This window comes from Simiduia sp. 21SJ11W-1, assembly GCF_024138675.1.
In the GTDB taxonomy this organism is placed as follows: Bacteria; Pseudomonadota; Gammaproteobacteria; order Pseudomonadales; family Cellvibrionaceae; genus Simiduia.
Window position 1 is genome coordinate 312,504 of sequence record NZ_CP090959.1, and the last position, 22,097, is coordinate 334,600.

Sequence of the window (22,097 nt, forward strand, 5' to 3'; positions counted from 1 at the left end):
GCGCGGTTTTTCACGCGCAGCGCTGTTGGCATTTACAGGATAGAGGCGTTTTTGGCGCGCAGATTTACCACGTTCGAGCGCGCCTGGCCGTCCGGTTGCAGGGCGCGGGTGCTGTTGATGATGGTATCCAGCTCCATCAGCGCGGTTTCGAGCTTGGCGATTTGCCCTTTCAGCATGCCCACTTGTTCTTGCTGGGTGTGGTTTTGCAAATTCAGGTTGGCCAACTGCAGCAGCTGCTCATCTAGCAATTGCTTTTGGTAGAGGTTGCGGTGATTGAGCGGTGCCAGGGCGTCTTTCAGCCAGTTGTCGAGATCGGTGCGCAATTCTTGCATGAGCGCGCGGGTTTCGTTGGCCACGGTATTGAGAAAGCGCTCCATAAGCGTCTGCTTGCTGGTGAGCAGGTTGCCAAGGCCCAGGGAGTACTGCTTGCTGTGCGCGCGCAGCTGGTTGGTGCGCGCGCGGTAGTGGCGCAAATTGAACTCGTGATTGCGCAGCAGATCCGGGTTGACGTTGCTGTCTTCACGCTTGTAGATAGACAACATCACCTTGTTGGCCTGTAGCAATTCGTGGCTCAAATTCGATAGGCAGTGATCGATGTTGTCGAAAAATTCCTGCACCACGCGGCCCACGCCGAAGGTGTGCCAGCTCTCGGCCAGCGCCTGTTCGGCGGCCTGAATTTGCTGTTCGATCACCGCCTCGCCAATGGGGCCCAGCAGGCCGTCGCGCTGGCGGTACAGCAGGCGTTCGCTGGATTTTAGCGACAGGCTTTGCTTGTGGTACTGGTGGTGAATGCGTTTGATATTGGCACGCAGCGACACCAGTGTGGCCTTGTGCTCGGCATCGCCACGGGCACCTTCTACCTCGGCCAGGTCGCGATCGGCAGCGTACAGGCGCTCGCGCAAGAGGTTGCTGGTGTCGTCCATGATGGTGAGCAAATCGCTGATCAACCGGTGGCTCGCCAGCCGCGTGCGGCTATCGATGAGTTTTTCGGAAAGTATTTTTTCAAGCTTGGGCATCTGGCTGCGGGCCAGCAAGGTGGCGTCGCCCTTGGCGCGGGCAATGAGTGATTGCTTGGCCGACAGCGTAAGTACCTGGTCCATAGGCTGCTGCAATTGGCGCGCGGTGGTTTCGCGCACCTTGTGAATGGCCAGCAGCACGTCCTCTTGGGGCAGCAGGTCGTCCCAGAGGGAATCGATTTTGTTGAGCAGGGTAATCACTTCGGCATCTTGCGTGGCGCGCAGTATGTTGATGTGCTCGTTCCAGATTTCCATGTCGGTGGCGGTGAGGCCCGTGTCGGCCGCGAGCAAAAACAGCATGGCCTGGGCGCTGGCCAGGGTACCCAGGGCAAGCTCCGGCTCGTTGCCCAGGGCGTTCAGGCCGGGCGTATCCAGAATGCGCAGGCCGCGCGCCAGCAGCGGGTGGTCGAGGCTCACCAGCGCGTGGCGCCACACGGGCACTTCTACGCGGTCTACGCTCTCGCGCGAGCGCACCAGGCTTTCAATGTCAAACCCCAGGGTTTCGGCTTCGGCCACAGACACAGTTTTTACCTCGGCGATGCGCGCCATAGCCTCGGCCACTTGCTTTTGGTCGTAGGGGTCGAAGTGGGTGGTGACCCACTTTTGCGGAATGCGCTTGAACGCCGCCAGCGCCACGTTCGAGCGGCGGGTTTCGATGGGCAGTAGCCGCACGCAGCCCTTGGGTGTGTGCGGGTCGCGGTAAATTTCGGTGGGGCACATGGTGGTGCGCCCGGGTTGCGAGGGCAGCAGGCGGTGGCCGTATTCGGCAAACAGCAAGGCGTTGATCAGCTCGGTTTTACCGCGGGAAAATTCGCCCACCAGCGCCAGGGTGAAGTGATCGTTGGCGAGCATAGTGCGCGCGTGCTTGAGGCTCTGCTCGGCCGCCCTGGAGGTAATCTTGTGGGCTTCCAACCACTGCAAAAAGGCCTGCAGTTGGGTGTTGAGCTGTTGTTTCCAGCGCTGGAAACCGGACAGCTGCCGGTAGAGTGAGGCGTGATCCATAGTGCAACCTGTGACCTGAGCATCGTCGCCTGGGTGGCGAACCGTGCCCTATTCTTGTTTTTTGGGCCGACTATTAAAACCGAATGGCGCCCAACTTCAAAGTTTTGGTTATATCGTTTTCGCTTTATTAGGCATTTTTTATGGCTTTTTAGCGCCAGGGCCCAGCTGCAAACCGTGTTATTTGAGGCCTGTATGCATACAATGGCGGCCAATAAATCTTCATCCACACAAAAGAGGTAGAGCGTGCTGATAGCAGTAGGTGGACTCATCGTAGGCTTGGTGTTGCTAACCTGGAGCGCAGACAAATTCATCGACGGTGCGGCGGCGGTGGCCCAGCTGCTGGGGATGTCGCCGCTGTTGGTGGGCATTTTGATTGTGGGCTTTGGCACCTCGGCGCCGGAAATGCTGGTGTCTGCCATTGCGGCCTGGCAGGGCGAACCGGACCTTGCGCTTGGCAATGCCCTTGGCTCCAACATCGCCAATATTGGCTTGATTGTGGGGGTGACCGCGTTAATGGCGCCCATTGCTGTGCATTCGCGGGTAGTGTCGCAAGAGATGCCGCTGATGCTGGTGGCGACGGGTCTGGGTGTGTTGGCGCTCACTAACGACTGGTTGGGCCGCGGTGATGCGCTGCTGCTACTCGGCGGGCTGGCCGCCTACATCGGCTTTGGCGTGTGGCAGAGCATGGGCTCGCCCGACGATTCACTGGCAGACGATGTGCAAGCCAGCGTCTCGCATGAACAAAGCGGCATGAAGGCGGCCATGGCGCTGCTGCTGGGCTTGGTTGCGCTGTTGGCCAGCTCCCGCATGCTGGTGTGGTCAGCCACCGAGATTGCCCTGGCGCTGGGTATCAGCGAGTTGATTATCGGCCTGACGGTAGTGGCGCTCGGCACCAGCCTGCCGGAGCTTGCCGCCAGCATAGCCAGTGTGCGCAAACAGCAGCACGACCTGGCCATTGGCAATGTGATTGGTTCGAACGTGTTCAACATTCTGGGCGTGGTGGGTATTGCGGGGCTGATTCACCCGGATGTTGTAGCACCCGATGCCCTCGGGCGCGATGCGCTGGTGATGGTGCTTTTATCTGGCGCGCTGGCGGTACTGTGTTACCGGGCGCTCAACCGCGGCGCTATCCAGCGCTGGCAGGGGGCCTTGCTGGTGTTGGCCTACGTTGGGTACAACGCGGCGCTGGCGATGCAGGTTATCGGCTAGCTGCTGCGCGCGCGGGCGTTAATGGGTGATGGTTTGCTGAGAGCTGGTTTGATCAGCGCAGGCTTACTCTGTTGCGTGCTCTGTTGCGTTTCGGTGACTTAAGCGCTGTGGCATTTGCAGCGCGCGCCGGTGTGGTAAACACCGGCGCAGGCTTGGGCTAGAAGCCCAAAAACAGCCAGCGTGGCATACCAAGCTGCATGGCAAATTCCGGAATCAGGAAGTTGCTGATAATTTGCAAGATGATGATCACCACCAGCGGGCTGAAATCCAAGCCGCCCATGGGCGGGATGATGCGCTGTATGGGGTTCATGATCGGTTGCATTAACTGGCGAATCAGCAGCAGCGCCGGGTGGTAACTTTGCGGGGCTACAAAGCTTGCGATTACCAGAATAATCAACGCCCAAAACAGCAGGCTGGCAAGGCTTGAAAGCACAATCACCGCAGACCAGGCCAGCAGGTACAGCGGGTTCAGAAAACCAAACCCCTTTAGCAAAATAATGCCCTGCACCGTCACCAGTGCCACCAGCAATGCCAGCACAATGGAGGCAAAGTCGATACCCATGATGCCGGGTATGACTTTGCGCAGCGGCAGCAATAGCGGGTTGGTGGCTTTCACCACAGCCTGCGACAGCGGGTTGTAGAAATCGGCGCGGGCGATTTGCAGCATCAGCCGCAGCAGTACCACCATCAAATACAGGCTGCCGAAGGTCTTAACCAGAAAAACGATAATTGCTACCAGTGTCTCCAAGGATCAGTTCCCCATTTCCTTTGCCATTTCAGCGGCGCGGTTTGCGCAGCAGGTCATTGCGCGGCTCACAATAGCGCGAATATCGTCGCGCTCAAAGGAGAATACCGCCTGCTCGGTGGTGCCGCCGGGCGACATCACACGCCGGCGCAGTTCGTCTACGGGCACATCTGCACTGGCGGCAAGCTCGGCGGCGCCGGCGGCGGTTTGCAGGGTAAGTGCACGGGCGGTTGCGCGATCCAGGCCCATGGCCTCGCCTTGATCGATCATGGCTTCCATCATCAAGAAGAAATACGCCGGTGCCGAGCCCGCCACGGCAATCACGGCATCAATGAGCGACTCTTCGGCCACCCAGGCGGTAACGCCCACGGCGCCCATCATTTCCTCTACCCGCGATTTTTGCAGATCGCTCACCCGGGCGTTGGCAAACAAGCCGCTGGCCCCTTTGCCCACCAGCGACGGGGTGTTGGGCATACAGCGCACAATGGCTTGATCTGCACCCAGCCACTGCTCGTAGCGGCTCATGGGCAGGCCCGCGGCCACGGTCACGATAAGCGGCTTGTGGCCCAGCGACGGCGCCAAATCCAGGCACACATCTTTCATCATTTGCGGTTTTACCGAGAGCACCACCACATCGGCCTTGGCGGCCTGGTGGTTGTCGGTGCTGGTGTGAATGCCGTATTCGTCTGCCAAGGCCTCGAGTTTGGGGGTGCTGCGGTTACTGGCGATGATGCGCTCGGGCGCCACACCCTGCTTGACCATGCCGCCTAAAATGGCGGCGCTCATATTGCCGGCGCCGATAAATCCGATGCGATAACTCATGGGGCTTCCTGTTGTGAATGTCTGTGTATGGTGGGGGCAAATCTCGATTTTTCCAGCCCGCTAACGGGCCATGCGCGGCCCGAAGATATCGGTACCCACGCGCACCAGGGTCGCACCCTCGGCAATGGCGGCCTCCAGATCACCAGACATACCCATGGAGAGCGTATCGAGCGCCAGCCCCTGGGCTTGCAGTGCATCCTTAAGCGCGCGCACCCGGGCAAAGGCCTGCCGCTGGGCTTCGGGGTCTGTGCAGGGGGCGGGAATGGCCATCAAGCCGCGCAGGCGCAGGTTCGGTAGCTCGGCCACAGCAAGCGCCAGGGCGGGCAGCGCCTCTGGGCTCGCGCCGGATTTGGTGGCCTCGCCGTCGATGTTGACCTGCAGGCAAATGTTCAGCGGGCCGGCCTCAGGCGGGCGCTGCTCACTCAGGCGTCGCGCGATCTTCAGGCGGTCTACACTGTGTACCCAGTCGAAGGCCTGTGCGATGGCCTGGGTCTTATTGGATTGGATGGGCCCGATGAAATGCCACTCGATGGCGAGGTCGGCCAGGGCCTGCTGCTTGTCTTGCGCCTCTTGCAGGTAGTTCTCGCCAAACCGGCGCTGGCCTGCGCTGTAGGCCTCGCGCAGGCGCGCGGGGGGCTGGGTTTTGCTGACCGCCAAAAGGGCGATGGCGTCACGGGGGCGGTGGGCCGAATGGCTTGCCTGTTGCAAACGGGCCTCGACCTGCATTAGTTTGTCGGCAATCATGTGCATATACTGAAAATGGTAAGGCGTTGATCGGTACGCGCGGTTAATTAACTCACGGTTTGATTAATTGTTGTGCAGTCATCGGCAGTCTAGCGCTTTGCAAAATACCGGCTCTGCAAAACTTAGAATAGTAAGGTTGTTGTATGGATATTACGGAACTTCTCGCCTTTAGCGCAAAACAAGGCGCCTCAGACCTGCACCTTTCCTCCGGGCTGCCACCCATGATACGCGTAGACGGCGACGTGCGCCGTATTAATTTGCCGCCCATGCAACACAAGCAAGTGCACGGCTTGATCTATGAAATCATGAACGACAAGCAGCGCAAAGACTACGAAGAATTTCTGGAAACAGACTTCTCCTTTGAGGTGCCGGGCGTGGCGCGTTTCCGTGTAAACGCCTTTAACCAAAACCGCGGCGCCGGCGCAGTTTTCCGTACCATTCCCTCGAAAGTGTTAACCATGGAAGAGCTGGGCATGGGGCAGGTGTTTCGCGATATCTGCAATACCCCGCGCGGCATTTGCCTGGTAACCGGGCCTACGGGTTCCGGTAAATCCACCACCCTTGCGGCCATGGTGGATTACATTAACGACAACAAATACCAGCACATCCTTACCATTGAAGACCCGATTGAATTTGTGCACGAAAGTAAAAAGTGCCTGATTAACCAGCGGGAAGTGCACCGCGACACCCACGGCTTCTCTGCCGCATTGCGCTCGGCCTTGCGTGAAGATCCGGACATTATTCTGGTGGGTGAGATGCGCGACCTTGAAACCATCAAGCTCGCCCTGGAAGCGGCCGAAACCGGCCACCTGGTGTTCGGTACCCTGCACACCCAGTCGGCGGCAAAAACCATCGACCGGATCATTGATGTATTCCCGGCCGCTGAAAAAGCCATGGTGCGCTCAATGCTGTCGGAATCATTGCAGGCGGTGATCTCGCAAACGCTGATGAAGAAAAACGGCGGTGGCCGGGTGGCAGCACACGAAATCATGCGCGGCACGCCCGCCATTCGTAACCTGATTCGTGAAGATAAGGTGGCGCAAATGTACTCGGCGATTCAAACCGGCGCATCTACCGGCATGCAAACCATGGATCAATGCCTGGCCGATCTCGTGGCGCGCCGCGTGATTAACCGCGACGTTGCCCGTGAAAAAGCAAAAATTCCAGAAAATTTCTAAGAGGATCAGGCTGTGGATTTTGATCGTTTATTGAGCCTGATGGTAGAGAAGGGCGCCTCGGATTTATTCATTACCGCCGGTGTGCCGCCATCAATGAAATTGCACGGCAAGGTGGTGCCGGTAACCACCACGCCGCTCTCGCCAGAGAAATCCCGCGAGGTGGTGTTGTCTGTGATGAATGAAAAGCAGCGCAACGAATTTTTGGAAAGCAAAGAATTAAACTTTGCTATTTCCGCGCGCGGTATTGGCCGTTTCCGTTGCAGTGCGTTTTATCAGCGCAACCTGGCGGGCATGGTGTTGCGTCGCATTGAAACCAATATTCCGAAAATTGATGATTTGGGCCTGCCTGAAATTATCAAAGAGCTGGCCATGACCAAGCGCGGCCTGATTATTTTTGTGGGCGCCACCGGTACCGGTAAATCCACATCGCTCGCCTCCATGATTGGCCACCGCAATCGCAATTCCAAAGGCCACATCATTACCATTGAAGACCCCATTGAATTTATTCACCAGCACCAGGGTTGCATTGTGACCCAGCGCGAAGTGGGTATTGATACCGATTCATTTGAAGTGGCGTTGAAAAACACCTTGCGGCAAGCCCCCGATGTGATTTTGATTGGTGAGGTGCGCTCGCGCGAAACCATGGAGCACGCCATCGCCTTCGCTGAAACCGGCCACTTGTGTTTGTGCACCTTGCACGCCAACAACGCCAACCAGGCGCTCGACCGGATTATTCACTTCTTCCCGGCTGATCGTCACGGCCAGTTGTGGATGGACTTGGCCCTCAACTTGCGCGGCATTATTGCCCAGCAGCTGATCCCAACGCCTGATGGCTCTGGCCGGCGCGCCTGTTTGGAGGTGTTGTTAAATACGCCGTTGGCGCAGGATTTGATTCGCAAGGGCGCGGTGCATGAATTAAAACCGCTCATGAAAAAATCCACCGAGCTTGGCATGCAAACCTTCGATCAGGCGCTGTACGATTTGTACGACCGCGGCGAAATCACCTACGAAGATGCGCTCTCCTATGCGGATTCACCGAACGATTTGCGCCTGCTGATCAAGCTGGGGTCGGAAACCGATGCCGACTACCTCTCCAACGCGGCCGACGAACTCACCATCGAGAAAGACGAGTCGCCCAGCCACAAGCTTTACTAGCGCACGGGCTGGCTCACGCTTGTGCGGCCAGCCAACTTTCCAGTATGAGGCGCGCGGCAATGGAATCTACCGGGTCGCTTTTGTAGTGGCCCTTGTGGCCGCGCTCGCGGGCTTCGGCTTTGGCTTCACGGGTGCTCAGGCGCTCATCCCACATCACCACCGGCAGCCCGAAGCGCCCGTGCAGGCGGTTGCCGAACTTGCGCGCGCGCGCAGCCAGCTCTGATTCGCTGTCGTCCATGTTCAGGGGCAGCCCCACTAACAGCTGCTGCGGTTGCCACTCTTTTATGAGCGCCTCTATGGCGTGCCAGTCTGGTACGCCGTCGCGGGCTTTGAGTGCCGGCAGTTCGCGGGCGGTGCCGGTGATGGATTGACCATAGGCCAGGCCGATATTGCGGGTGCCGTAGTCAAAGGCGAGCAGGGTATTTGGCATGCAGGGTACAGGGTAGAAAGTTAACAGTGGCCAGCTTACAGCAAGGGCGCGCTGTTCGCCTGCCACCCGGTGGCTTTATTTGATTGCCCGGGGTGTGGCTGCGCGCGTGCGCTAGGCGTGGCCTGCACTGCTGGAAATCAGGTTGAGGTCAAAGCCCAGTAGTTTTGCCGCCGCCGCCCAACGCTGTTCGGCCGGGGTATTAAACAGCAGATCGCTGTCGGCTTGCAGGGTAATCCAGGCGTTGTTGGCAATTTCGTCTTCCAGCTGGCCGCCATCCCAACCGGCATAGCCCAGCGCCACTATGGCGTTGTGGGGCCCGGTGCCTGCAGCCATGGATTCCAGAATATCGCGCGAGGCAGTCAGTGCCACCGAGGGCGACACATCAATGGTGGATTCCCAGCGCTGATCCGAGGGGTGCACCACAAAGCCGCGTTCTTGCTGCACCGGGCCGCCGGCAAAAACCGGTAGTTGCGCGGCAGACGGCGCGGCGGTTAAGTCCATCTGTTCGAAAATATCACCCAGCGTCAGCTCACCCAGCGGGTGGTTCAGCACCAGCCCCATGGCGCCGTCATCGCTGTGGTCGCAAATCAGGGTGATGGAGTGGTTGAAGTGCGGGTCTCTGAGGCTTGGCATAGAAACCAGAAACTGGCCCTTGAGGGAGCCGACGGTGAGTTCTGCACGGGGCGGTTCGGTAAACTTTTTCATACGTTTCAGTATGGGGTTTGGTGGCCGAAAAACAAGGTGGCGTTGGCGGCTTAGCGCGCCGCCTGGGCATCGCCCGAGCTCAGGCCTGTGATTTCAAAGCGCAGGGTGCGCACAATTTCCAGGTGGGTGTGGTTTTGCAGTACGGCGTGGGGCACCGGGGCAAAGGGCGAGGCATCGCGAATGATATTGAGGGCGGCGTCATCCAGCAGCCGGTAGCCCGAGGGGTGGGTGATCTCTACCTGATCCAGGCGGCCATCGGGGCGCACCCTTACGGCGAGCGTGACGGCGCCGAATATCTCGCGGTTTAAAGCTTCTTGCGGGAAATTGCGGTTGCCCACGTATTCCACTTTGTCGGTCCATTTCAGCAGGTAGGCGGCCTCTGCGGAGCTTTTGGTGGCCACCGAGGTCAGGTGGCGAATGCGTGGGCGCTTGGCGTACTGCTGGCGCTGGCGGTCTATTTCGGCCATCAGCGAGGCAATTTCTGCGTGACTGTTGGGCCGTTCCTGGTTTTCACCCGGGCGCTCTTCGGCCTCGGGCGTGGGTTTATCGAGCTTTAGGCTGGCACTGTGGCTGCTGCGGCTGGTGGTGGTAACCAATTGCTCTTCGCGCCGCTCGGTGGGCTTGATCTGCCGTTGCTGGGGTGTGGGGTTCACCTCGTTGATTACCGGCGCGAAGAATTCGGCCGATTGATCGGTGGTTTGCGCCTTGGCCTCATCAATGGTGCCGCTGGCTTCCTGGTTTTGCTGGGCCAGGAAGTCGGCCTTGTCGGGCTCGCTGGCACTCTTGTGGTTGGCCAGGGTAATTTCCAGCGTGGGCGTGCGCGCCTCGCCTTGGTCCACCTTGAAGGTGAGGCCAAACAGCACCAGCGCGTGCACGGCAAGTGCCACAAACAGGGTAAATATCAGCCGGTCGTTCTGGCTTTCAGCGGGTGCCTGGAGCATGGAGCTTGCGGCCATGGGCTAGCGCGCCTCCAGCCGTGTGGCGATGGCGTCCATCAACAGGCCGCCGATATCCGTTTGGTAGGCGTTATTGATTTCCCGGGCGCAGGTGGGGCTGGTGACGTTGATTTCTGTCAGGTAGTCGCCAATGACATCCAGGCCCACAAACAACAAGCCCCGTGCCACAAGCTTCGGCGCCACCTGATCCACAATCCACTGGTCGCGCTCAGACAGCGGCTGCGGGCGGCCACTGCCCCCGGCGGCCAGGTTGCCACGGGTTTCGCCAAGGCTCGGGATGCGCGCCAGGCTATAGGGCACAGCTTTGCCGTCAATGACCAGAATGCGCTTGTCGCCGGCTTTGATCTCCGGCAGGTAGCGCTGGGCCATAATGGTTTCCTCACCAAAGCGGGTGAGGGTTTCAAGGATCACGCCCACGTTCGGGTCGTCGGCCTTGACCCGGAAAATACCGGCGCCGCCCATGCCGTCCAGCGGCTTGAAGATGACATCCTGATGCTGCTTGTGAAAAGCGCGCAGACGGGCGTTGTTGCGGGTGACCAACACCTCCGGGCAGCACTGGGGGAACTGGGTGGCGAACACCTTTTCATTGCAATCGCGCAGGCTTTGGGGGTTGTTCACCACCAGCGCGCCCTCGCGCTGGGCGGCCTCCAGTACATAGGTGCTGTAGACGTATTCGCTGTCAAAGGGCGGATCGACCCGCATCAGCAGCGCATCCAGCTCGCCGAGCGCCAGATTTTCGGGCTCGCCCAGCTGGTACCAGTCGGGCTGCCCGCTGGTGTGGGCATCGTCGGCCACCCGCACGCGCCGGCCCTCGCCCATGGCGCGGCCCTGTTCCAGCCACAGATCGCCCTGCCCGAACACCAGCAGCTCCCAGCCGCGGGCCTGGGCGGCCTGCATCAGCACCAGTGTGGTGTCTTTTTTGGGGTTGAAACTCTGGATGGGGTCCATCACGATGCCGACGCGATAGGTCATGGTTTACCTCTGGCTGAAAACGTTGCGCAAGCCTGCTTAAATTTATCAGGCGATGAGGATAGCGCTATCGGCTGGCGGGGGCTATAGCCACGCTCACGGATGAGGCAAATTCCCATTTTATTCAGTCGCTTATAGCGAAACCTTAACAACTGTGTTAAAACATCCAGTCGGCGTAGTCTTCGCCGCAAATCCAGGTTCGGCCGCCGCTGAGTTTTCGGCTGCTATGCTGATTGGGCGATCATCCGCCACTGACCCGGCCTGGTCGAGGTAAAAAATAAAGCGAAAGGCATAAGCTCATTATGGACGTCAATCTGGAAAGCCTGAAAGTGATGGTGATCGACGATAGTAAAACCATTCGTCGCACCGCTGAAACCCTCCTTAACAAGGCCGGCTGCACGGTAATTACCGCCACTGACGGTTTTGATGCACTGGCAAAAATCGCCGATACCCGGCCAGATATCATCTTTGTGGATATCATGATGCCCAGGCTCGACGGCTATCAAACCTGTGCGCTGATCAAGAACAACAGCGAGTTCAAATCAACGCCTGTGATCATGCTCTCGAGTAAAGACGGCCTGTTCGATAAGGCCAAAGGGCGCATTGTGGGGTCGGATCAATACCTGACCAAGCCCTTCTCAAAAACCGAACTGCTCGGCGCTATTCAGGCGCACGTGGGGCAGGCGAAAGCTTCATAACGTTGGATTGGGCGCGTAGCCCTGATCGATATAACAAAAAACAGATGTTCCTGGGGGACTTATGGCAAAAGTGCTAATCGTTGACGACTCACCCACTGAAACCTACAAACTGACCAGCATCCTGGAAAAGAATGGCCATGAGGTTATTACCGCTGAAAACGGCGAGCAGGGTGTTGCGGTGGCGAAGAAAGAGCGCCCTGATCTGGTGCTGATGGATATCGTCATGCCGGGCCTCAACGGCTTTCAGGCGACGCGTCAGCTCAGCAAGGCCTCGGAAACTTCCCACATCCCCGTGATTATTGTGACCACCAAAGATCAGGAAACAGACCGCGTGTGGGGCATGCGTCAGGGCGCCAAGGCCTACCTGACCAAACCCATTAGCGAGAAAACCCTGGTGCAGGCCATTGCCGACGCCATGGCCTAGCCGTGGTTTGGGTTAACAGTATGGGGATCCCATGACCGAGCCACAGGCAAACGAATCACGAGCTTTCAAGGCGCTGGTTGAACTGGCCGGGCGCAGTAAGCACTTTGCGCGCGGCTTGCCGGCGCAGGTGGCGATCAAACCGCACTGGAGCGGCATTGGTTTCTCCTTGATGGGGCGCCGCTTTGTGGCACCCATGGATGAAGTGAGCGAAATGCTCGAAGTGCCCCCCTATACGCGCTTGCCCGGTGTACAGCCCTGGGTGCGCGGCGTGGCCAATGTGCGCGGGCGGCTGTTGCCGCTGTTTGATCTGGCCGCCTTTTTCGGCTCAAAAATTTCCAGCCACCGCAAGCAGCGGCGCGTGCTGATTCTTGATCGCGATGAACTCTACTCCGGGCTCATTGTGGATCAGGTATTCGGCATGCAGCACTTTCCGGTGGATACCTTCAGCGATGACAACAGCGATTTACCGAAATCCTTGGCGCCCTTTGTAAGCGGCGCCTACCGGCAGGGCGAGAACCAGTGGAATGTGTTCAGCCCCGCCAGTCTCGCCGATGAACCCCGATTTACCAACGCGGCTGAAGATTGAGCCGCTTTTTTTTCAGGGCGGTTTTACCGCTTTATTTTAAGTAACACGCAACGTTGGTCAGGAGCGTAGCATGAAGAACGAAACAAGAGGCCTGGTCGCAACCATGCGCGGCAACCCGGTGATGGCAGCGCTAGGTGCTGCACTGCTGGTTGTATTGGTGCTAATGGGTGTGAGCTTTTACTTGGTGCAGCAAAACACCGCGAAAGATCAGGGCTATCTGCAGCTAACCGCAGAATTGCGCGCCTTGTCATTCCGGGTGACATCGCTGGCACGTGAAGCCACCTCAGGCAACGAAGAGGCCTTCCCCGAGTTGGCCAAAGTGGTTGCCGAGATGGATGGCCTGTGGAATCGCCTGCGCGCTTCTGATACCGATACCCGTACCGCGCTGGCTGAAGAATTTGCCGGTTTCGATGCGATTTTCCAGAGCGTAAAAAGTAACGCCAACAGCATTGTGACCAACAAAGACACCATCATCTTCCTGAATGATGTTGCGATCACCCTTAACGAATCGCTGCCGGAACTGCAGGCAGAGCACAACAACATCGTTGAGATTCTGCTTGAAAGCGGCGCACCGGCCGATCAGGTATCGGTTGCGCAGATGCAGTCCTGGCGTGCTGAACGTATTGGGCGAAACGTAGACAAGATGCTCCGTGGTGGTGGTGATGCCGACCAGGCCGCCGACCAGTTCAACCTCGATGCCAACTTGTTCGGTAAGGTACTTGCCGGCATGAAGGGCGGCGATGTGGCCATGAGCATTTCGCGGGTAACCGAGCCCGAGGCCGTAAGCTCCCTGAACGAAATTTCCGAGCTGTTTGAATTCGTGAACAGCTCCATTCGCGAAATCTTCGAGGCGTCGCCTGCACTGTTTAAGGCCCGTCAGGCCACCAACCAGATTCTCGATGATTCGCCACGCTTGCTGGAAGCCCTGACCACCCTGTCGGATAAAATCGTTGAGAACGCCGGCAACCGCCAGCCCAATAACCTGACCATCGCAATTTTGGGTGCCATTGGCCTGTTGGCAATTATTTTGATCGGCTTGCAGTGGACGCAGGGCACGCGCCAGCGACTGCAGGTAGAGGAAGAAACCAACGAACGTAACCAGAACGCAATTTTGCGACTGCTGGACGAACTGGCCGACCTCGCAGACGGTGACCTGACCACCACCGCCACGGTAACCGAAGACTTCACCGGTGCCATTGCCGACTCCATCAACTTCACCATTGACCAACTGCGGGTACTGGTATCGCGAATCAACGAAACGGCTGTGAACGTATCGTCGGCCGCCCAGGAAACCCAGCAAACTGCACTGCACCTGGCCGAGGCCTCTGAGCACCAGGCGCAGGAAATTGCCGGTGCATCGGCGGCGGTTAACGAAATGGCCGTAACCATTGACCAGGTATCTGCTAACGCCGCCGAATCAGCCGCGGTAGCCGAGCGGTCGGTATCGATCGCGAGCAACGGTGCAAAAGTGGTACAGAATACCATCCACGGGATGGACACCATTCGTGAGCAGATTCAGGACACCTCGAAGCGGATTAAGCGACTGGGTGAATCGTCACAGGAAATTGGTGACATCGTATCGTTGATTAACGACATTGCCGACCAAACCAACATTCTTGCACTTAACGCTGCGATCCAGGCCTCGATGGCCGGTGACGCAGGTCGAGGCTTCGCGGTGGTTGCGGATGAGGTACAGCGTCTTGCGGAACGTTCTGCTGCGGCAACAAAGCAGATTGAGGCGCTGGTTAAAACGATTCAGAACGATACCAACGAGGCGGTAATCTCGATGGAACAAACCACCGCAGAGGTGGTGCGCGGTGCACGTCTGGCACAGGATGCGGGTGTGGCACTGGAAGAAATTGAAAACGTATCATCGTCGCTTGCGGAATTGATTCAAAACATTTCGAACGCCGCCCGCCAGCAGGCATCGTCGGCCGGCCACATCTCAAATACGATGAACGTAATTCAGGAAATTACCTCGCAAACCTCGGCCGGTACATCGGCCACGGCACAGTCGATTGGTACTCTGGCCGAAATGGCCCTCGACCTGCGTGAATCAGTAGCAGGCTTCAAGCTCCCAGAAGAGCTGGATGACAGCTACGGCGCCGAAACCCTCACGCTCGACGACACCGTAGATGACATGTCTGAAGGCCTGGACGGAGACGAAGAAGTCAGCTTCGATCTGGACGGCGAGTTCAATGCAGAACTCAGCAGCCTGGAAGACGAACAATCCAATCGAGCCTGATAAGCGAGTAGCCGTAGCGTGGTGTGGTCGTTACGGGCGCTGCCCGAACTAACGGATAACGAATTCCAGCAGTGGAGCAAACTGCTGGAAGACCGTACCGGCATTCAAATTGCGCCGCACCAGCGCGCGTTTTTACAAACGCAGATTGCCGGCCGCATGCGCGAGCTTGAGTGTGGCGACTACACAAGCTACATGAAGCAGGTGCGCGAAGGCCTGCAGGGTATGGTTGAGTGGTCGGTGTTGGTGGATCGCCTGGTGGTGAAGGAAACCAGTTTTTTCCGCCACCGCCCGTCTATCGAATATGTTCGCCGTTTGGTACAGGCGCGCATCAATAACCAAACGCTCAATGATAGCTTTGATGTCTGGAGTGTGGGCTGCGCCACGGGTGAAGAACCCTATGCGCTGGCGATGGTGGTAAACGACTGCTTCGAGCTGGCAGCAATAGACCCCTACTTCGGCGTGACGGCAACCGATATCAGCATGCCCTCGCTGCACAAGGCGCGCGCAGGCATTTACCCTGCACGCAAGGTAGATCAAGCCACACCGCAAGAGCGCGCCAGGTACTTTGCATCTGCAGGCGCAAACCTGCAGGTGGTTGAAAAAATAAGAGATCGGGTGTGTTTCACCCACGGTAATGTGTTGGATCTGGGCAAGATGCCGGCCGTGCCTATGGATGTGATTTTTTGCCAAAACGTGCTGATTTATTTCCGTCGCTGGCGGCGGCGTGAAATTCTTAATCAGCTCGTAGATCGGCTCAAGCCCAACGGGGTTTTGATTGTCGGCCTTGGTGAAGTCACAGATTGGAATCACCCTAAGATGAAGCGCGTGGGCGGCGAAGAAATTCAGGCCTACCAACGCTCCGCTCCTGGCACTGCCAAGAGCGCATAACGAGAGGACGGTCCCTTGGGAGACAACCGTAACTTTGCAGCCCTCGATTGGGTTATTGGCGAAATTGGCGAGACGCTGAAAGAAGCGCGTCAGGCCCTTGAGGCCTATGTGGAAAACGCCAAGGATGCCACGCGCATCCGTTTCTGCCTGACCCATATTCACCAGGTGCACGGCTCCCTGAAAATGGTGGAGTTTTACGGCGCGGCCTTGATGGCCGAAGAAATGGAGCAGCTGGCCACAGCGCTCATGAACGGCGCCGTTAAAAATGAAGCCGAAGGGCAAGAAGTGCTCATGCGCGCCATCTTGCAGCTGCCATTGTATTTGGAGCACGTTAAAAGCAGCCGCAAAGATCAACCGGCCATGGTGCTGCCGCTGCTGAACGATTTGCGTGCAGTGCGCGGGCAAAGCCTGCTCACCGAAACCCAGTTGTTCACCCCGGATATGTCGGCTGCCAAGAAAGTAGTTGGCCAGCCAATAGCCGCGGCACAAGATGCCAAGCAATTTGCCGAGATGATCACCAAGTTGCGGCAGATGTACCAAATGGCCGCGGCCAGTTTAATTCGTGGTGTAAAACCCGATGAAAGCCTGGCTTATTTACAAAAAGTTTTTACCCGCCTGCACAAATTAACCCAGGGCACGCCCCGGCAACCCCTGTGGGAAATTGCTCTCGGTTTGGTTGAGGGTTTGCAGAGCGATGCCATTGAGGCGAGTGTTTCTGTAAAAAACTTGCTGCGCCAATTGGATCGCGAAATCAAAGTGCTGGCAGTGTACGGCCTGAAGGCGCTCAAAGCCGGTACCGAACACGAGCTGCTTAAAAACCTGCTGTATTACATCGCGCGCGCGGAAGTCAATTCACCGGTTATCACCCGCCTGAAAGAAAAGTACCGGCTGGCAGAAGCACTGCCCAAAGATAAAGTTGAAGATTTAAGCGACGACGAACTCCTGTCTGGCCCAGACAACGAAGCCATGCGTTCGGTGGTGTCTGCCATTGGCGATGAGCTGGATATCGTCAAACATGCGCTGGATATGTGCTTATCCGGTGAAGACTCCAGCGCCCATGTACAAGAAGCGCTGCCGGTCATGCAGCGTGTGGCCGATACCATGGCCGTGTTGGGTATTGGCGCTTTACGCCAGCAAGTATTGGCGCAAGCGGCAGTGCTTGAACGCGCGGTGGCCACACCAGAAACCCTTACCGCCGATGTGTTAATGGGCGTGGCCGGTGAAATTATTGATATCGAAAACAGCCTGCAGGCGCTAGTGCGCAACATGGGCGTTACCGACGGCCGGGGCAAGGTGAGCGATGTCAATCTTAACGAAGCGCAAGAGCAGGTTTTGCGCGAATGCCGCAATGGCCTTGAGCAAGCCAAAGACGCAGTTATCGAATACATTGCGTCCCAGTGGGATCAATCGCACCTGAACAATGTGCCCACCTTGCTGCGTGAAATTCGTGGCGGGCTGGACATGGTGCCACTCGCACGGCCGGCGCGCATCATTGGCGCATGCGCGCGCTTTGTTGAAGATAAGCTCGTTAATGTCGAGAATCCGCCGGAGTGGTCAACCCTTGATATCCTGGCCGATGCCATCACAAGCGTAGAGTACTACCTTGAGCGGTTGGGCGGCGATCTTGAAGAAGACGACGACCTGCTGTTGAGCGTGGCAGAAGAAAGTGTTGAGGCACTGGGTTACGCCGTGGCCTCCAGCAAGCCCAAGGCAGGCACCGAGCAGCGCTCTGATGCTGAATCGGTATTGAAGAAAATGGTTGACGTTGAAGACGTCAACATGGACGTACCGGTTGCGCAAGATTCAACCGAAGCTGACAACGCAGAGGCACCAGCAACTGCAGCCGGGCAGGCAACCAGCCCAGAGCAGGCTGTTGATGATGCAAGCCTGGAAGAGCGCACATCAGAAGACGGCGCAGTAACCCCTGCGCCCGCCGATGCTGTTGCCGATAGTGCACAACAGGATACATCGCTAGCCGCTGAGGACACTGCTGCTGAAAGCGTTGAAGAACCTGAAGACGAAATTGATGAAGAAATTTTGGAAATCTTCATCGAGGAAGCCGAAGAAGTTACCGAAACCATCAATGAATTCTTCCCCCGTTGGAAAGAAGATTTCAACGATGAAGAGGCACTTACAGAGTTCCGCCGTGCCTTCCACACGCTCAAAGGCTCCGGGCGCATGGTGCAGGCAATGGCCATTGGCGAGCTGGCCTGGTCTATTGAAAATATGCTCAACCGGGTGCTTGATGGCAGCATTCAGCCCAACAGCATTCACGTAGATTTGATCGAGCGCGTGGTGGGCCGCCTGCCCTCCATGATAGAAGCCTTCCGCGATAAAAAGCCCGTGCCAGACAAGGCCACGGTAGACCAATACCAGGCCTGGGCCGAGGATTTATCCAAGGGCAACATGCCGGCGGAATTACTGGCAGGCATTGACGGCGCTGAGCCAGCCGCCAGTGACGCGGCGCCTCAAGCTGAAGTGGCACCTGCGGGTGAGGCACCAGAGGCTGCACACACCGAAACGGATCTGGCCGACGATGAAGACGACGGCGAACCCGACAGCATGCTGTGGGAGATCTTCGGTTCAGAGGCCAGCACGCACCTTGAAGAGCTGGAGGCCTTTATTGCAGAGATGCAGGAAATGGCGCCACTCTATACGCCACCCAGCGAAAATATGCAGCGCGCTTTGCACACCCTCAAGGGCAGCGCCCATATGGCCGATGTAGCGCCCATTGCTGAGATGGCCACCCCCCTTGAGCGCTTTGTTAAAGAGTTGCGCTCCTACCAGGTAAATATCGACGACGACATTCTGCAACTCCTGCGCGACGCCGTAACCTACACCCGTGAAGCGCTGGCCGACATTGCCGCCGGGCGCGAAGTGGAAATTCCACGCCTGCAACAGTTCCTGGCGCGCGTGGCAGAACTGAAAGAGCGCTCCGTAGGCCCGCTGATCCGTCAGCAAGAGGCAGAGGCGCAAGGCAAGAAGAAAGTCGACCCTGAGCTGTTGTCGATTTTCATGGCCGAAGAAATGAACCTCTTGCTGGATGCCGACCAAATGCTCCAGCAGTGGGAAGCCTCCGGTATAGATGCAGCCCAACTGGCATCACTGCACTCGGAGCTTGCCAACCTCGAGAAGGGCGCAGAGCACGCCAACCTCGTGCAAATGAGCGGCTTGAGTGGCCAGCTGAAAGTTGTGTACGAGGCCGTGCGCGAAGGCCATTTAACGCTTGATGCCACAGGGTTTGAAAAACTGCATCACGGCCATGAAGCGCTGCTGGATATGGTTGATGCCGTGGCCGCCGGCCAAAATATTGTGCCCGTTGATGACCACATCATGGCCGCATTGGTTGCCATGGCACCCTTTGAAACCGAAGGGCTAGACCCCGCCGATGAGCTGCCAACGGAATCTGAAGAAGACTTGTTGTTCGCCGCCACCGATGTAGAGGTAGCGCCCGAACACGAAGAGGTGCCCAAGCCAGACGTTGAAGTGATCAACAACCTTGAAGAGCTGGCACAAGATATTGAAATAGAGTTGCCCGATGTGACAGACATCGAGCGCGAAGAAGAGGAAGACGCCAGCGCCTTTGATCTTACGCCCGCAGAGGTTTCGCCAGACGAGCCTGCACTGCCCACCATCAGCGTTGATGAAACCTTTGCCGAGCCGGAAGCTTTTGACACAGATGAAGCTGAACTGCCGGAGGTTGTGGAACCTGAAGCTGTAGAACCAGAACCAGAACCAGAACCAGAACCAGAGCCGCAAGCCGCGGCACCGGTTGTTGAAGCTTCTGCGCCCGAAGAAACAGAGGCAGTAGACGCTGAAGAAATTGATCCGGAAATTTTTGAAATCTTCCTAGAAGAGGCCGACGAACTTCTGGAAGAGGTTGATCACGCCATCAATGGCTGGTCAGACGACTGGAATAACAACGAACACCTGGAAGAGCTCAAGCGCATTCTGCACACCCTCAAGGGGGGTGCCCGCCTGGCAGGCCTTATGGGCCTTGGCGATATCGCGCACGATTTCGAAACCTACCTCATTGCCCGTGAAAACGAAAACGTGCCGGTGGATGACGGTTTGTTTGAAACCATGCACCGCTACCAGGATCTGTTGTTAAACGGCACCGAGAAAGTTCGCCAGGCTGTGCACAACTACGAGCCCGAAGGGCTGGCCGAGGCCATGCGCTCAATTGAGCAATCGGCGCGCTCAGGTCTTGCAGCCGTTGAAGGCAGCGAGGCCGCGCCACAGGCTGCTAACGAGGCCGAATCACCACAGCCCGCGTCAGACGAGCCAGAAGAGCCGCAAGAGCCAGAGCAGGATGCAGCGGCCAATGAGCCGCAGATGCCCGCGGCACCGGCCAGCGAGCCTGCGGCCAAGCCGTTCACCAGTGCTGATGTCATTCCCTTTAACCCCCGTGCGCCAGCGCCTTCGGTGGCCGGTAAAACCGTGGCCGATAAAACGTCGCGCCCGGCTGCGCAAATGGCGGTCAAGCGCAACCAGCCGCAAGAGGTTATCAAGATCTCCGCGGACTTAATGGAAGAGTTGGTTAACCTCGCCGGTGAAACCTCTATTTCCCGTGGCCGAATGGAAGAGCAGGTCAGTGAGATCGGTTTTGCCATTGATGAAATGGAAGCCACCATCAACCGCTTGCAGGAACAGCTGCGTCGCCTGGATATCGAAACCGAAGCGCAGATTATTTTCCGTCAGGAGCAGTTGGCTGAAACAGAGGACTTCGATCCACTCGAGATGGACCGCTACTCGCAGCTGCAGCAACTTTCACGCTCGCTGATTGAATCGGCCTCCGACTTGCTCGACCTCAAGAGCACGCTCAACGATAAAACCCGCGATGCAGAAACCCTGTTGCTGCAGCAGTCGCGCATTAACACCGATTTGCAAGAGGGCTTGATGCGCTCGCGCATGGTGCCCTTCTCGCGCCTGGTGCCGCGCCTGCGCCGTATCGTGCGCCAGGTATCATCCGAGCTGAATCGCCAGGTTGCCTTTGAGCTGGATAACGCCGAAGGCGAAATGGATCGCTCGGTATTGGAGCGCATGGTGGCGCCGCTTGAGCACATGCTGCGCAACGCGGTAGACCACGGCATCGAAGATGCGGCCACTCGCGCCGCTGCGGGCAAACCCGCCGAAGGCAGAATTGTACTCAGCCTCGGCCGCGAAGGCGGTGATGTAGTGCTGCGTCTGGCCGATGACGGCCGCGGTATTAACCTTGAGCGCGTGAAGGCCAAGGCCATCGAACGTGGCTTGATGACAGAAGATGCGCGCCTGTCTGATCAGGAAATCATGCAGTTTATTTTGTCGGCAGGTTTCTCTACGGCAGAAAAAGTGACGCAGATTTCAGGCCGCGGTGTGGGCATGGATGTGGTGCACTCCGAGATCAAACAGCTCGGTGGCGCCATGTTTATCGACTCGCGCTACGGTGAAGGCACCGAGTTTATTATTCGCCTGCCGTTTACGGTGTCGGTAAACCGCGCCTTGATGGTGATGATAGGCGAGGATCGCTATGCAATTCCGCTCAACACCATTGAAGGTATTGTGCGCGTGAGCCCTTTCGAGCTTGAGCACTACTACCAGGATGTGGATGCCCGCTTTGAATACGCCGGTGAAAATTACCGCGTGCGCTACTTGGGTAACATGCTCAACAAAGAGTTGCGGCCGAAACTTGAAGGCCAGGCACTGCCGCTGCCGGTAATTTTGGTGCGCAGCTCCGAGCACTCTGTGGCCCTGCAAGTAGATACCCTTATGGGTTCGCGGGAAATTGTGGTTAAAACATTAGGCCAACAATTCAGTGCGGTGCAGGGGCTTTCGGGTGCAACCGTAATGGGTGATGGCTCGGTGGTGGTGATTCTTGATCTGCACGCCATGATCCGTAAAGAAGCGGCCCTAAGCCTTGGCCACGCACAGCTGTTGGATGCACCTTCATCCATTGAAGAAGATACCTCGCGCCTGGTGATGGTGGTGGATGATTCGGTAACGGTGCGCAAGGTAACTACCCGCTTCCTCGAGCGCGAAGGCTACAACGTTATTACCGCAAAAGACGGTGCCGATGCCCTGCGCGTGCTGCAAGACACAGTGCCGGATGTGATGCTGCTCGATATCGAAATGCCGCGCATGGATGGCTTTGAAGTGGCGAAAAACATTCGCTCAAGCAGCCGCTTGAAAGGCATTCCCATTATTATGATTACCTCGCGTACCGGTGATAAACACCGCGAGCGGGCCTTTGGCCTGGGCGTGAATAAATACATGGGTAAGCCCTACCAAGAGGATGCGCTGTTGGCGAATATCCGAGAGCTCAGCGGTGAAGATCAGCAATAGCACT

At 57.6% G+C, this 22,097-nt stretch carries 17 protein-coding genes; 9 read left to right on the forward strand and 8 right to left on the reverse strand.

The window, feature by feature from the left end:
* Positions 1-32 precede the first annotated feature (32 nt).
* Complete coding sequence (locus L1F30_RS01450; RefSeq protein ID WP_253358503.1) at positions 33-2,018, reverse strand: dynamin family protein; 1,986 nt, start codon at positions 2,016-2,018, stop codon at positions 33-35.
* A gap of 243 nt (positions 2,019-2,261) precedes the next feature.
* Here L1F30_RS01450 and L1F30_RS01455 point away from each other — a divergent pair, with 243 nt between their 5' ends.
* Positions 2,262-3,227, forward strand: coding sequence for a calcium/sodium antiporter (locus L1F30_RS01455; protein ID WP_253358505.1), 966 nt, complete (start codon positions 2,262-2,264; stop codon positions 3,225-3,227).
* A gap of 157 nt (positions 3,228-3,384) precedes the next feature.
* Here the strand turns inward: L1F30_RS01455 and L1F30_RS01460 are convergent, their stop codons facing one another.
* Genes L1F30_RS01460 through L1F30_RS01470 form a run of 3 tightly spaced genes read right to left on the reverse strand, consistent with a single transcriptional unit; the run spans position 3,385 to position 5,544 of the window.
* Complete coding sequence (locus tag L1F30_RS01460; RefSeq protein ID WP_253358507.1) at positions 3,385-3,975, reverse strand: YggT family protein; 591 nt, start codon at positions 3,973-3,975, stop codon at positions 3,385-3,387.
* Positions 3,976-3,978: 3 nt separating this feature from the next.
* Positions 3,979-4,794, reverse strand: coding sequence for a pyrroline-5-carboxylate reductase (proC, locus tag L1F30_RS01465; RefSeq protein WP_253358509.1), 816 nt, complete (start codon positions 4,792-4,794; stop codon positions 3,979-3,981).
* 60 nt (positions 4,795-4,854) lie between these two features.
* On the reverse strand, positions 4,855-5,544 hold the full coding sequence (locus L1F30_RS01470; protein ID WP_253358511.1) for a YggS family pyridoxal phosphate-dependent enzyme: 690 nt from the start codon (positions 5,542-5,544) through the stop codon (positions 4,855-4,857).
* Positions 5,545-5,681: 137 nt separating this feature from the next.
* On the opposite strand from L1F30_RS01470, the gene L1F30_RS01475 reads away from it, so the two are divergent.
* Together L1F30_RS01475 and L1F30_RS01480 are read left to right on the forward strand one after the other, a co-directional pair.
* A complete protein-coding gene (locus tag L1F30_RS01475; protein WP_253358513.1) occupies positions 5,682-6,716 on the forward strand; it encodes a type IV pilus twitching motility protein PilT in 1,035 nt (344 codons plus the stop codon).
* Positions 6,717-6,728: 12 nt separating this feature from the next.
* The gene (locus tag L1F30_RS01480; RefSeq protein ID WP_253358515.1) at positions 6,729-7,871 is read left to right on the forward strand and encodes a PilT/PilU family type 4a pilus ATPase; all 1,143 of its coding nucleotides are present in this window, start codon (positions 6,729-6,731) and stop codon (positions 7,869-7,871) included.
* Between the two features lie 13 nt (positions 7,872-7,884).
* Here L1F30_RS01480 and ruvX read toward each other — a convergent pair whose 3' ends face one another.
* The 4 genes from ruvX to gshB all read right to left on the reverse strand — a co-directional run bounded on the left by ruvX (position 7,885) and on the right by gshB (position 10,934).
* Entirely contained in the window at positions 7,885-8,301 is a 417-nt protein-coding gene (ruvX, locus tag L1F30_RS01485) for a Holliday junction resolvase RuvX (RefSeq protein ID WP_253358517.1), read from the reverse strand.
* A gap of 111 nt (positions 8,302-8,412) precedes the next feature.
* Positions 8,413-9,006: a YqgE/AlgH family protein gene (locus L1F30_RS01490; protein ID WP_253358519.1), complete on the reverse strand. Its 594-nt coding sequence runs from the start codon at positions 9,004-9,006 to the stop codon at positions 8,413-8,415.
* 50 nt (positions 9,007-9,056) lie between these two features.
* Positions 9,057-9,962: an energy transducer TonB gene (locus tag L1F30_RS01495; RefSeq protein ID WP_253358521.1), complete on the reverse strand. Its 906-nt coding sequence runs from the start codon at positions 9,960-9,962 to the stop codon at positions 9,057-9,059.
* 3 nt (positions 9,963-9,965) lie between these two features.
* Complete coding sequence (gshB, locus tag L1F30_RS01500) at positions 9,966-10,934, reverse strand: glutathione synthase (protein WP_253358523.1); 969 nt, start codon at positions 10,932-10,934, stop codon at positions 9,966-9,968.
* Between the two features lie 299 nt (positions 10,935-11,233).
* Here gshB and pilG point away from each other — a divergent pair, with 299 nt between their 5' ends.
* The 6 genes from pilG to L1F30_RS01530 all read left to right on the forward strand — a co-directional run bounded on the left by pilG (position 11,234) and on the right by L1F30_RS01530 (position 22,093).
* Positions 11,234-11,629 (forward strand): twitching motility response regulator PilG, encoded by a 396-nt coding sequence (pilG, locus tag L1F30_RS01505; protein WP_253358525.1) that lies wholly within the window; start codon positions 11,234-11,236, stop codon positions 11,627-11,629.
* A gap of 61 nt (positions 11,630-11,690) precedes the next feature.
* Positions 11,691-12,053, forward strand: a complete 363-nt coding sequence (pilH, locus tag L1F30_RS01510) for a twitching motility response regulator PilH (protein ID WP_253358527.1) — start codon at positions 11,691-11,693, stop codon at positions 12,051-12,053.
* 31 nt (positions 12,054-12,084) lie between these two features.
* A complete protein-coding gene (locus L1F30_RS01515; RefSeq protein ID WP_253358529.1) occupies positions 12,085-12,639 on the forward strand; it encodes a chemotaxis protein CheW in 555 nt (184 codons plus the stop codon).
* A 70-nt stretch (positions 12,640-12,709) separates the two neighbouring features.
* Positions 12,710-14,884, forward strand: coding sequence for a methyl-accepting chemotaxis protein (locus L1F30_RS01520; RefSeq protein WP_253358531.1), 2,175 nt, complete (start codon positions 12,710-12,712; stop codon positions 14,882-14,884).
* Between the two features lie 18 nt (positions 14,885-14,902).
* A complete protein-coding gene (locus L1F30_RS01525; RefSeq protein ID WP_253358533.1) occupies positions 14,903-15,772 on the forward strand; it encodes a protein-glutamate O-methyltransferase CheR in 870 nt (289 codons plus the stop codon).
* 15 nt (positions 15,773-15,787) lie between these two features.
* Positions 15,788-22,093 (forward strand): Hpt domain-containing protein, encoded by a 6,306-nt coding sequence (locus L1F30_RS01530; RefSeq protein ID WP_253358537.1) that lies wholly within the window; start codon positions 15,788-15,790, stop codon positions 22,091-22,093.
* Positions 22,094-22,097 lie beyond the last annotated feature (4 nt).

Coding starts and splice junctions, on each gene's coding strand:
- L1F30_RS01520 (WP_253358531.1), top strand. CDS start 12,710: ATGAAGAACGAAACAAGAGGCCTGGTCGCAACCATGCGCGGCAACCCG.
- L1F30_RS01515 (WP_253358529.1), top strand. CDS start 12,085: ATGACCGAGCCACAGGCAAACGAATCACGAGCTTTCAAGGCGCTGGTT.
- gshB (WP_253358523.1), bottom strand. CDS start 10,934: ATGACCTATCGCGTCGGCATCGTGATGGACCCCATCCAGAGTTTCAAC.
- L1F30_RS01450 (WP_253358503.1), bottom strand. CDS start 2,018: ATGGATCACGCCTCACTCTACCGGCAGCTGTCCGGTTTCCAGCGCTGG.
- L1F30_RS01475 (WP_253358513.1), top strand. CDS start 5,682: ATGGATATTACGGAACTTCTCGCCTTTAGCGCAAAACAAGGCGCCTCA.
- L1F30_RS01490 (WP_253358519.1), bottom strand. CDS start 9,006: ATGAAAAAGTTTACCGAACCGCCCCGTGCAGAACTCACCGTCGGCTCC.
- L1F30_RS01470 (WP_253358511.1), bottom strand. CDS start 5,544: ATGCACATGATTGCCGACAAACTAATGCAGGTCGAGGCCCGTTTGCAA.
- pilH (WP_253358527.1), top strand. CDS start 11,691: ATGGCAAAAGTGCTAATCGTTGACGACTCACCCACTGAAACCTACAAA.
- pilG (WP_253358525.1), top strand. CDS start 11,234: ATGGACGTCAATCTGGAAAGCCTGAAAGTGATGGTGATCGACGATAGT.
- proC (WP_253358509.1), bottom strand. CDS start 4,794: ATGAGTTATCGCATCGGATTTATCGGCGCCGGCAATATGAGCGCCGCC.
- L1F30_RS01495 (WP_253358521.1), bottom strand. CDS start 9,962: ATGGCCGCAAGCTCCATGCTCCAGGCACCCGCTGAAAGCCAGAACGAC.
- ruvX (WP_253358517.1), bottom strand. CDS start 8,301: ATGCCAAATACCCTGCTCGCCTTTGACTACGGCACCCGCAATATCGGC.